The organism is Azospirillum isscasi (genome assembly GCF_030849505.1).
GTDB lineage: Bacteria > Pseudomonadota > Alphaproteobacteria > Azospirillales > Azospirillaceae > Azospirillum > Azospirillum isscasi.
Genome location: NZ_JAUJFI010000198.1, coordinates 1 through 9,171, shown reverse-complemented (window position 1 = coordinate 9,171; position 9,171 = coordinate 1). Strand labels below are relative to the sequence as shown.

Below are 9,171 nucleotides of genomic sequence, written 5' to 3'. Positions count from 1 at the left end.
GGCCCTGCTGGAAGGCATCGACGAGGACGCGGTCGATTTCCGTCCGACCTACGCCGGCGCCGCCGAGAGCGCAGCGCTGGTGCGCATCCGCAGCACCGGGCTGGAGCGGCTGTTCACCGCCGCCGCCGGCCTTCTGCCGGAGATCGAGAACCAGTCCGCCCTGGTCGCCGAACTGCGGGAACTGCGCGGCGAATGGCGCGCGCTGGAGCGGAGTTGGCACGCCATGCGCCCCCGCCTGCTCCGCGGCTCCGCCGATCCGTCCGGGAGCGGCGCCGGGGACGAGGTGGCGGTGCGCCTGTCCTCTTTCGAGCGGCGGTTCCGTGCGCTGGGCGCCTCGCTGGACGCGGCGCACCGCGCCCACGACCGGCATCTCTGGTCGCTGCGCCGCTGGGGCAGCGGTTTCCAGGACGAGGTGCGGCAGCTCCGCATGCTTCCGGCGGAATCGCAGTTCGGCAACCTCGGCCGGATGATCCGCGACATCAGCCGCGCCCAGGACAAGGAGGTCGAGGCGGACATCCGCGGGCTGGAAACCCAGGCCGACCGGGTGGTCCTGCAACGGCTGAAGGACCCCGTGCTGCACATCGCCCGCAACGCCGTCAGCCACGGCGTGGAAACCCCGCGGGAGCGGGTGGCGGCGGGCAAGCGGGCGGCGGCGACCGTGCGGTTCGAAGCCTCGGTGGTCGGGCGCCGGCTCGTCCTGCGGGTGGAGGACGACGGGCGCGGCCCCAACCGGGAGGCCATCGCCCGCCTCGCCGTGGAGCGCGGCCTGCTGGCCCCCGAGGAGGCGGACACCGCGCCGCCGGAACGGCTGCTGGACCTGATCTTCGAGCCCGGCTTCTCCACCGCCCCGACCCCCAACGAATACGCCGGGCGCGGCATGGGCCTCGCCATCGTGCGGCGGGAGGTGACCCGGCTCCAGGGCTCGGTGACGCTGGCCGCCCGCGAGGGCGGCGGGACCGTGGTGACGGTGGAGGTGCCGCTCAGCCTGCTCAGCCAGCGGCTGGTCTTCGTCGCGGTGCAGGACGACATCCTGGCGCTGCCCAGCAACGACGTGGCGCGCGTGCTGCGCGTCCCGGCGGACGGGCTGTTCGCCGACCTCGCCGCCCCGACCATCCGGCTGGAGGACGAGGACGTTCCGGTGACTCCGCTGGCCGCCTTGCTCGGCTACGACGGCGCCCTGCCGCCCGGTGGCGGGGCGCCGCTGGCCCTGGTGATCCTGCGCTCCGCCGGGCGGCGGATCGCGCTGGCGGTGGACGGGCTGATGGCCACCCGCGACTCCGTGGTCACCCCGGCGGAGGAGGTGGGTATCGACGCCGCCCGCTTCCTCGGCACGGTGCTGATGGACGACGGCTCGCCGGCCCTGGTGCTGAACCCCGCGGCCCTGTCGCCGCGCCCCGGCATGGCCCTGCCGCCGCTGGTCCGCCCGCCGGACGAGGCGGCGCGGCGGCGCCCGCACATCCTGGTCGTGGACGACTCCATCACCACGCGGACCCTGGAAAAGAGCATCCTGGAGGCCCATGGTTACCGGGTCACGCTGTGCGTGGATGGACGCGAGGCGGTCGAAACGCTCGGCGAACGGGAGGATGTGGACCTGATCATCAGCGACGTGGAGATGCCCAGGATGGACGGGTTCGCCCTGCTCCAGGCCGTCAAGGGCAACCCCATGACCTCCGACCTGCCGGTGATCCTGGTCACCTCGCGCGCCAGCGACGAGGACCGTGCGCGCGGGCTGGACCTCGGCGCCGACGCCTACGTCGTCAAGACCCGCTTCGACCAGAACGAGCTTCTGGCCGGCATCCGGCGGCTGCTATGACCGGCCACCGCAGGATCCGCGTCCTGGTGGTGGAGGACTCGCCGGTCGTCCAGCAGCTTCTCGCCCACGTCATCGGCGAGGACCCGCGGCTGGAGCTGGCCGGGATCGCCTCGTCGGGCGAGCAGGCGCTGCGCATGGTCGATTCGCTGCGGCCGGACGTGGTGTCGCTGGACATCCGCCTGCCGGGGATCGACGGCTTCGCCGTGACCCAGCGGCTGATGCGCGACCATCCCGTTCCCATCGTCGTCGTCGCCTCCGACGTGCGCGACCTGGACATCCCCATGCGGGCGCTCCAGGCCGGGGCGCTGGCGGTGGTGGAGAAGCCGGGCAGCATGGCCCGCGCCGACTACCAGACCGTGGCGCGGCATCTCTGCACCCAGCTCACCATCATGAGCCAGGTGAAGGTGATCCGGCAGCGCGGGCGCCCGCGGACCGGAAACGGCGACGAGGACGGCGGCGGCCGCGGAAAGGCCCCTCCGCCTCCGCCCCCGCCCCTGCCGCCGTCCGGGGAGAAGCGTCCGTTCCGCGCGCTGGGGATCACCGCCTCGACGGGCGGGCCGGCGGCGCTGGTGAAGCTTCTGCGCGGGCTGCCGGTCAACTTCCCCCTGCCCATCTTCGTGGTGCAGCACATCGGGCCGCCCTTCGTGGCGGGCTTCGCCTCCTGGCTGGGGTCGGTCACGCCGCTGCCGGTCGCGCTGGCCTCCGACGCGCCGCACCGGCCCGGCCATGTCTATGTCGCGCCCGGCGAGGTCCATCTCACCGCCGACCCCGGCGGGATGCGGTTGGTCCATGGTGAACCGGTCTGCGGCCAGCGCCCGTCCGGGGATATGCTCTTCTCCTCCCTGGCGACGGCCTTCGGCACCGCCGCCATCGGCGTCCTGCTGACCGGCATGGGCGAGGACGGGGCGCGCGGCCTGCTCGACATGCGCCGGGCGGGTGCCTACACCATCGCGGAGCACGCCTCCACCGCGGTCATCCACAGCATGCCGGGGACCGCGGTCCGGCTGGGAGGCGTTACCGAGGAGCTGCCCATCGACAAGGTGGCGGCCCGATTGCTGGAACTGGTTTCGACGGGAGTGGAGCCCTCATGAGCGGACCCAGGGCGTTGATCGTCATCGCCTCGCAGACCCAGGGGCTCCTGCTGAAGCTGATGCTGGAGGAGCAGGGCATCGAGGCGAGCTGCGTCGAGACGGCGGAACCCGCGGTGGCGGAGCTGTCGCGCCGTCCCTTCGACCTGCTGATGGTGGAGGCCGGCGGCGAGGCCGCCCGCACGCTGACGGAGCTGCGCCGGCTGTGCCCCGCCCCGGCCATGCTGCTGGGTCCGGCGGAGCGGGCGGCGGAGTCCGGCGCCCCCGCCGACGTCCAATGGGCGGACCCCGCCGATTCCCAGGGGGTGGTGCAGCGGGCCATGGCGCTGCTGGACCGGCGCAACGCGCCGCCGACCGTGGCGGACATCCTGAAACGGGCGCGTATCCTGGTGGTGGACGACAGCGCGACCTACCGTGAGTTCCTGCGCGCCGAGCTGGAGGAGGACGGCTGCCATGTCGTCGCCGCGCGCAACGCCGACGAGGCGGTGGCGGCGCTGGAGGACGGCGGGCTGGACTGCGTGATCCTCGACCTCGTGATGCCGGGGACCAGCGGCACCCAGCTTTGCGAACGGTTCGACCGGTTCCGGCGGCGGCGCGGCCTGTTCTTCCAGATCGTCATCCTGACCAGCCAGGAGGGCGACGACCGGCTGACCGCCAGCCTGACCGCCGGGGCCGACGATTTCGTCGGAAAGTCGCAGCCGATGGAAATCCTGAAAATCCGCCTGATGGCCCTGCTGCGGCGCAAATACATGGTGGAGGACCATCTCAGCCGCCTGTCCCACCCAATGCCTTCCGCATAGGAACACATAGGGCTTTCAGGCGATTTCATCCAACGCACACCAAAGGTTAAGGTGCAGCGCCTCCAACCCGGAAGGCCAGCCCGAGAGGTTAGAGAAACCGACGTGACGCCCCGGCACACCAACAGGACCAGCATCGACGCCGCGCCGGCCGGGACGGAGTGCGTCGACAACGCGCTGCGCATCTGCCGGGCCGCCGCGCTGCCGGCCTTCGTGCTGACCGGGCCGCCGCACGCCGCCACCCTCTTCGCCAACGCGGCCCTCTGCGTCCTTCTCGGCAAGGATCCGCCGGCGGGCGGGCGCCCCGCCCCGGCCTGGTTCGGCCCGGTCTGGCCGGCGGTTCTGGGCGCCGTCGATCCCCTGTTCTCCGGGGACACCGAGGAGCCGGTCAGCGTCGAGCTTCTGCCCGCGGGCGACGCCGACCCCGTGGCCTTCCAGGGCGTGCCGCTGATCCAGGGCGGCCATACGGTCGGCGTGCTGGCCATGGCCGCCCAGGCGCCGCCCGACGACCGGGCCGTCGCCCGCATGGAACGGGCGATGCGCGCGGAGATCGAGCGGACGACCGCCGCGCGGTCCCGCTTCCTCGCCTCGGCCAGTCACGATCTGCGCCAGCCCTTCCAGGCGATGCGCCTGTTCCTGGACGCGCTGTGCAGCCAGATCACCGACGAGAAGGCGCTGAGCACGGCGGAGATGCTGGGCAACGCCATGACGGCGGGGGAGCGGCTGCTGAACGCGCTGCTCGACATCTCCACGCTGGACGCCGGCACGGTGACGCCCGACCCGCAGCCGGTCGCCCTGGACGAGCTTCTGGCCCAGCTCGTCGAGGAGTTCCGCCCGCAGAGCGAGGAGAAGGGCCTGCGCCTGCGCGCCCGCCTGTGCCCCGGCACGGTGGAGACCGACCCGGTCCTGTTCGGGCGGGTGATGCGCAACCTGCTGACCAACGCCATCCGCTACACCCGGCACGGCGGGCTCCTGCTCGCCATGCGGCGGCGCGGCGACCGCTGGCGCGTCGATGTGTGGGACACCGGCTTCGGCATCCCCGAAGAGCAGTTGACCGCCATCTTCGACGAGTTCCACCAGCTCCAGAATCCCAACCGCGACCCCACCCGCGGGCTGGGGCTGGGGCTCGCCATCGTGCGCCGCCTCGCGGAGCTTCTCGGCCTCCAGGTGGAGGTGCGGTCGCGCATCGGGCGCGGCACCGTCTTCTCCGTCTCGCTGGAGGCCACCGCCCCGCCGGCCGAACCGGCCCCCGGCCCCGCCGCCGCCTTGCCCGCCGCCGCCGCGCCGCCCCTGACCGGCATGACCGTTCTGGCCGTGGACGACGAGGCGATGGTGCTGACCGGCCTTCAGATGATCCTGGAAAGCTGGGGCTGCACGGTCGCCGCCGCGGGCGACATGCGGGAGGTCTTCGCGGTGTTGGACGGCCTGCCCGACCCGCCCTCGGTCATCCTGACCGACCTGCGGCTTCCCGGAAAGGTGTCCGGCTTCGACGTGATCGACCGGGTGCGCCGCCTCTACAACCGGGAGATCCCCGCCGTGGTGCTCAGCGGTGAGACGGCCCAGAGCGCCCTTCTGGAAGGCCAGCGCCGCGGCTGCTCCTTCCTGCACAAGCCCCTCCACCCCGGCGACCTGCGTCAGGTCCTGGAGCGGTTGCGCGAAGGGGAGGAGAATCTCCCCTCTCCCGCCCCGGAAGAGGGTGCCCGCGAAGCGGGCGGGTGAGGGGTCGTCGTCCCCCTCACGCCGCGGCGTCCGCCGCCGGGCTTCCGCGCCCAGGCGATCGAGAAGCCCGACGATGGTTTCCGACAGGCCCTCCAGCTCCGCCATGCGCGCCCGCGCGTCGGCGGTGCGGCCCGCGGCCAGCGCCGTCAGCACCTCGTGGCCCTTGGCGTGCACCTTGCGGTGCGGCTCCAGCAGCGCGCGGAAGGCCGGAAGGGACAGCATCACCTCGTCGGCCACACTGTCGTACCAGCGGCCAAGGCGGCAATCGTGATGGGTGCTCAGCCCCGCCGCCGCCAGGGCGGGCCCGCCGGCCACCGCGTCGGCGATGCGGGCCACGAAGGCGCGGTGGTCGGTCTTCGTCGCCTCGATCAGCCGGCCCATCCCGGCCCGCGCCAGGGCGTCCACCGCCGCCGTGGGCAGCAGCCGGCCGGTGAAGCGCAGATGGTGGAAGCCCTCCGTGCAGGCCAGCGTTTCCGCGGCGATGCGCAGCCCGGCCTCCGGAAAGACCAGGGCCACGCGGGCGCCGGGCGCGCAAGGGCGGGCGGAGGAGACCATGGTCCCATCCTCCGACAGGTCGTAGAGCGCCACCGCTTCCGCGGCGCCGGCCTCCGCCCCCTCCGGTTCGTTCCGGGGCCATTCGATCCGGGCGTCGATCAGGGTGGCGCGGCGGCGGTGGGCGCGGCCCGCCATGACGCGCTCCGCCTGCCGCCGGGTGTCGTCGGTCAGCACCGACAGCCCCTGCATGGTCGCGGAAATCTCCTCCGCCGCCGCGGCGTTGGCCTGGGAGATCTGGGCCAGATCGAGCAGCGCCGCCTCCACCTCGGCGAACTGCCGGCGCTGGTGCGCCACCTCCCCGGCGATGGAGCGCGACAGGCGGTCGGTCTCGCCGAGGCTGGCCGACACGTCCTGCATGCGCTGGCCCACGGCGGCGGCGACCGCCAGCCCGTGGCCGATCCGTTCGCCGCTGCGCTGGGCCAGATCGCCGATCTCGCGCGCCAGCGTCACGGTCTGCTGCGCCAGCGACCCGACCGAGCCGGCGACCACGGCGAAGCCGCGCCCCTGCTCCCCGGCCCGCGACGCCTCGATCGAGGCGTTCAGCGACAGGATGTTGGAATGGGCGGCCAGCTTCCCGATGGCCAGGGTCACCCGGTTGATCTCCTGGCTCATCTCCGCGATGGAGCGCACCGCGGCGGCCATGGCGGCAACGTCGTCCAGGCTTTCCGCCAGCCGCGCCGCCGCGTCCCGGGAGCGTTCCTGCCCGGCGGCGCTCAGGCTGTTGACCTGCTCCATCGCGGCCAGCGCGCCGTCGAAGGCCCGCCGCAGCCGCTCGACCGAGGCCATCTCGTCGCGCGCCCCGTCCGAGACCTGCCCGACCGCCACCGCCGCCTGATCGGTGGCCACCGACACCTGGAGGGTCGATTGCACGACCGCCTCCGACAGCGACCGCGAGGCGCCCAGCTTCTCCTTGAAGCGGCCCATGGCGGCGCCCAGCGCGGCGATCTCGTCGTCGAAGCGGGTGCGCGGCACCGCCGCGGCCACGTCGCCGTCGGACAGTTGGCGCAGCGCCGCCGTCATCCGGCGCAGGGGCGCGATGACGCCGCTCAGCACCAGCCCGACCACCGCGACGAAGGCCAGCAGGGTCAGCACGGCGCTGACCAGGATCACCGTCCGCCGGTCGCCTTCCAACCGGGCGACGCGGGCCTCCACCAGTTCCACGAAGCGGGCGTGGCCCTCCCCGGCCAGACGCTCCGCGGCGTCGAACAGGGGCAGCGCCATGCCCGGGTCGAAGCCGCCGCTTTCCAGGATGATCAGGGCGCGGGTCGTCTGGAAGGCCAGCGGCTTGTGCAGGGCGGCCAGCGCGGGCTGGAGCGCCGGAGCGCCGTTCGGCCCGACCGCCGCCGCCAGGTCGTCCTCGACGGCCTGCAAAATCGTCTCGATGCGCCCGCTGTGCAACGCCCCGTTCAGCGACTGGCCGCCGGTCATGTGCACGTCCACCAGTTGGTCGCGCAGGTCGCCCAGCCGGACGGCGACGATGTTGCCCAGGCTGAAGCTCGCCACCTCCGGGTCGGCCAGAACGCCCGACCGCGCCTGGACGGTCTGGCCCAGCCGGCGCAGCGCCTGCCGGGCGGAGACGTGCGACGGCGTGCGGTCCCCGACGCTCAGGAAGGCCACGGCCCGGTCCGTCTCCTCCGTGGCGTCGATCGCGCCGCCGTGGCGCTCGCGCAGCGCCGCGAGCCGGGCGATCAGCTCCGTTTCGTCCGCCTCGTCGCCCGAGACGAGGCCGCGTCCGAGCGCCGAGCGCACCGCGTTGATGCCGTGCAGGTACGCCGCCCCCTCCAGCTCCAGCCGCGCCACGGCGATGTCCCGGTTGTAGCCCGCGACCTCGACCCAGACGCCGTAGCCGACCGGAGCGGCGAACAGGCTGGCGGCGACGGCCAGCCGCGTGGCGATGCTCATTCGGCGAAACATGCCGGCTCCTCCTGTCGGGCGGCCTCTTGCCGGGAGGCGGCGGCGCGGGCCGCCGCGTCGGCCCGTTGCGCCGCGGCGAACAGGGCCTGGGTGTCGAGCGCGAACATGACCGTGCCGGCGCCGATCACCGCGGTTCCGGCGATCAGCGGGTTGCGTTCGATCAGCGGGTGCAGCCGTTTGAAGAAGACCTCCCGCCGGACCGCCAGCCGTTCGACCAGCAGGCCGAGCCGAGCCTCCCCGCTGTCCAGAACCAGAACCACCGCGCCGCCCGCGGACTCCCCGGCGGTCTCCGGCGTCCCGCCGTCCGTCCGCAGCCCGAGCAGCCGCGCCAGATCGACCACCGGCAGGAACTGCCCGCGCAGCGAGATCGCCAGCCGCGGCCCCAGCCGTTGCAGCCCGCCCGGCGGCACCTGGAGAATCTCCTGCACCGCCCGTTCCTGGACCGCGATGGTCTGGCCGCACAGTTCGGTGGACAGCACGCGCTGCATGGCGGCGGAGATCGGGAACTCGATGGTCATCCGCGTGCCGGCGCCGGGCCGGCTGGCGATGGACAGCCGCCCGCCCAGCTTCTTGATGGCGGTCAGCACGATGTCCATGCCGACCCCGCGGCCCGAGGTCGCGGTCACCTCGTCGCGGGTGGAGAATCCCGGCAGCAGGATGAGCTGCACGGCCTCGTCGTCGTCCATCGCCGCCACCTCGGCCTCGCCGGCCAGCCCCCGGGCGACGGCCTTGGCGCGCACGCGGGCCACGTCGATACCGCCGCCGTCGTCCTCGACCTCGATCACGGCGAGGCTGGAGGTCTGGCGGGCGCGGATGCGGATGGTGCCCTCGCGCGGCTTGCCGGCGGCGGCGCGGCGGTCCGGCGGCTCGATGCCGTGATCGACGCTGTTGCGCACGATGTGGGTCAGCGGATCGACCAGCATCTCGATCATCGCCTTGTCCACCTGCACGTCCTCCCCGGCGGTGGTCAGGGCGACCTCCTTGCCGACCAGGACGGCGGTGTCGCGGATCGGGCGCATCAGGCGGCTGAACAGCGTGCCGATGGGAACGACGCGCAGCGACAAGGCGCCGTCGTAGAGCGAGCGCACCGCCCGGTCGAGCCGGCGCATCGCCTCCACCGTCGTCCGCTGCCGTCCGGCGGGACCATCATCCAGCAACAGCCCCAGGGAGGTCAGGCCGAGCCGCAATTCGCCGATCAGGTCCATGAAGCCGTCGATGGCCGCGGCGGGCACGCGCACCACCGTGTCGGCGGCCCGCACCGGCGCCGCGCCCGCGGGCGGGGCGG

5 protein-coding genes and 1 pseudogene are annotated in these 9,171 nt (G+C 73.5%); 4 read left to right on the top strand and 2 right to left on the bottom strand.

The genetic code is table 11. The annotated features are described in order from the left end of the window. From QSG27_RS25515 to QSG27_RS25500, 4 genes are all read left to right on the top strand, one after another. On the top strand, positions 1-1,813 hold a 1,813-nt coding region (locus QSG27_RS25515), incomplete at its 5' end, for a hybrid sensor histidine kinase/response regulator (RefSeq protein WP_306711134.1). After that, positions 1,810-2,904: a chemotaxis protein CheB gene (locus tag QSG27_RS25510; RefSeq protein ID WP_306711132.1), complete on the top strand. Its 1,095-nt coding sequence runs from the start codon at positions 1,810-1,812 to the stop codon at positions 2,902-2,904. The genes QSG27_RS25515 and QSG27_RS25510, both read left to right, overlap by 4 nt. After that, a complete protein-coding gene (locus QSG27_RS25505) occupies positions 2,901-3,701 on the top strand; it encodes a response regulator (RefSeq protein ID WP_306711130.1) in 801 nt (266 codons plus the stop codon). Before QSG27_RS25510 ends, QSG27_RS25505 begins: the two co-directional genes overlap by 4 nt. A gap of 480 nt (positions 3,702-4,181) precedes the next feature. Then, entirely contained in the window at positions 4,182-5,417 is a 1,236-nt protein-coding gene (locus QSG27_RS25500) for a hybrid sensor histidine kinase/response regulator (RefSeq protein WP_306711136.1), read from the top strand. Between the two features lie 159 nt (positions 5,418-5,576). On the opposite strand, the pseudogene QSG27_RS25495 reads toward QSG27_RS25500, so the two are convergent. Beyond that, a pseudogene (locus QSG27_RS25495) lies at positions 5,577-7,193 on the bottom strand (methyl-accepting chemotaxis protein); the annotation flags it as partial. Positions 7,194-7,870: 677 nt separating this feature from the next. Continuing rightward, on the bottom strand, positions 7,871-9,171 hold a 1,301-nt coding region (locus tag QSG27_RS25490; protein ID WP_306711128.1), incomplete at its 5' end, for a chemotaxis protein CheA.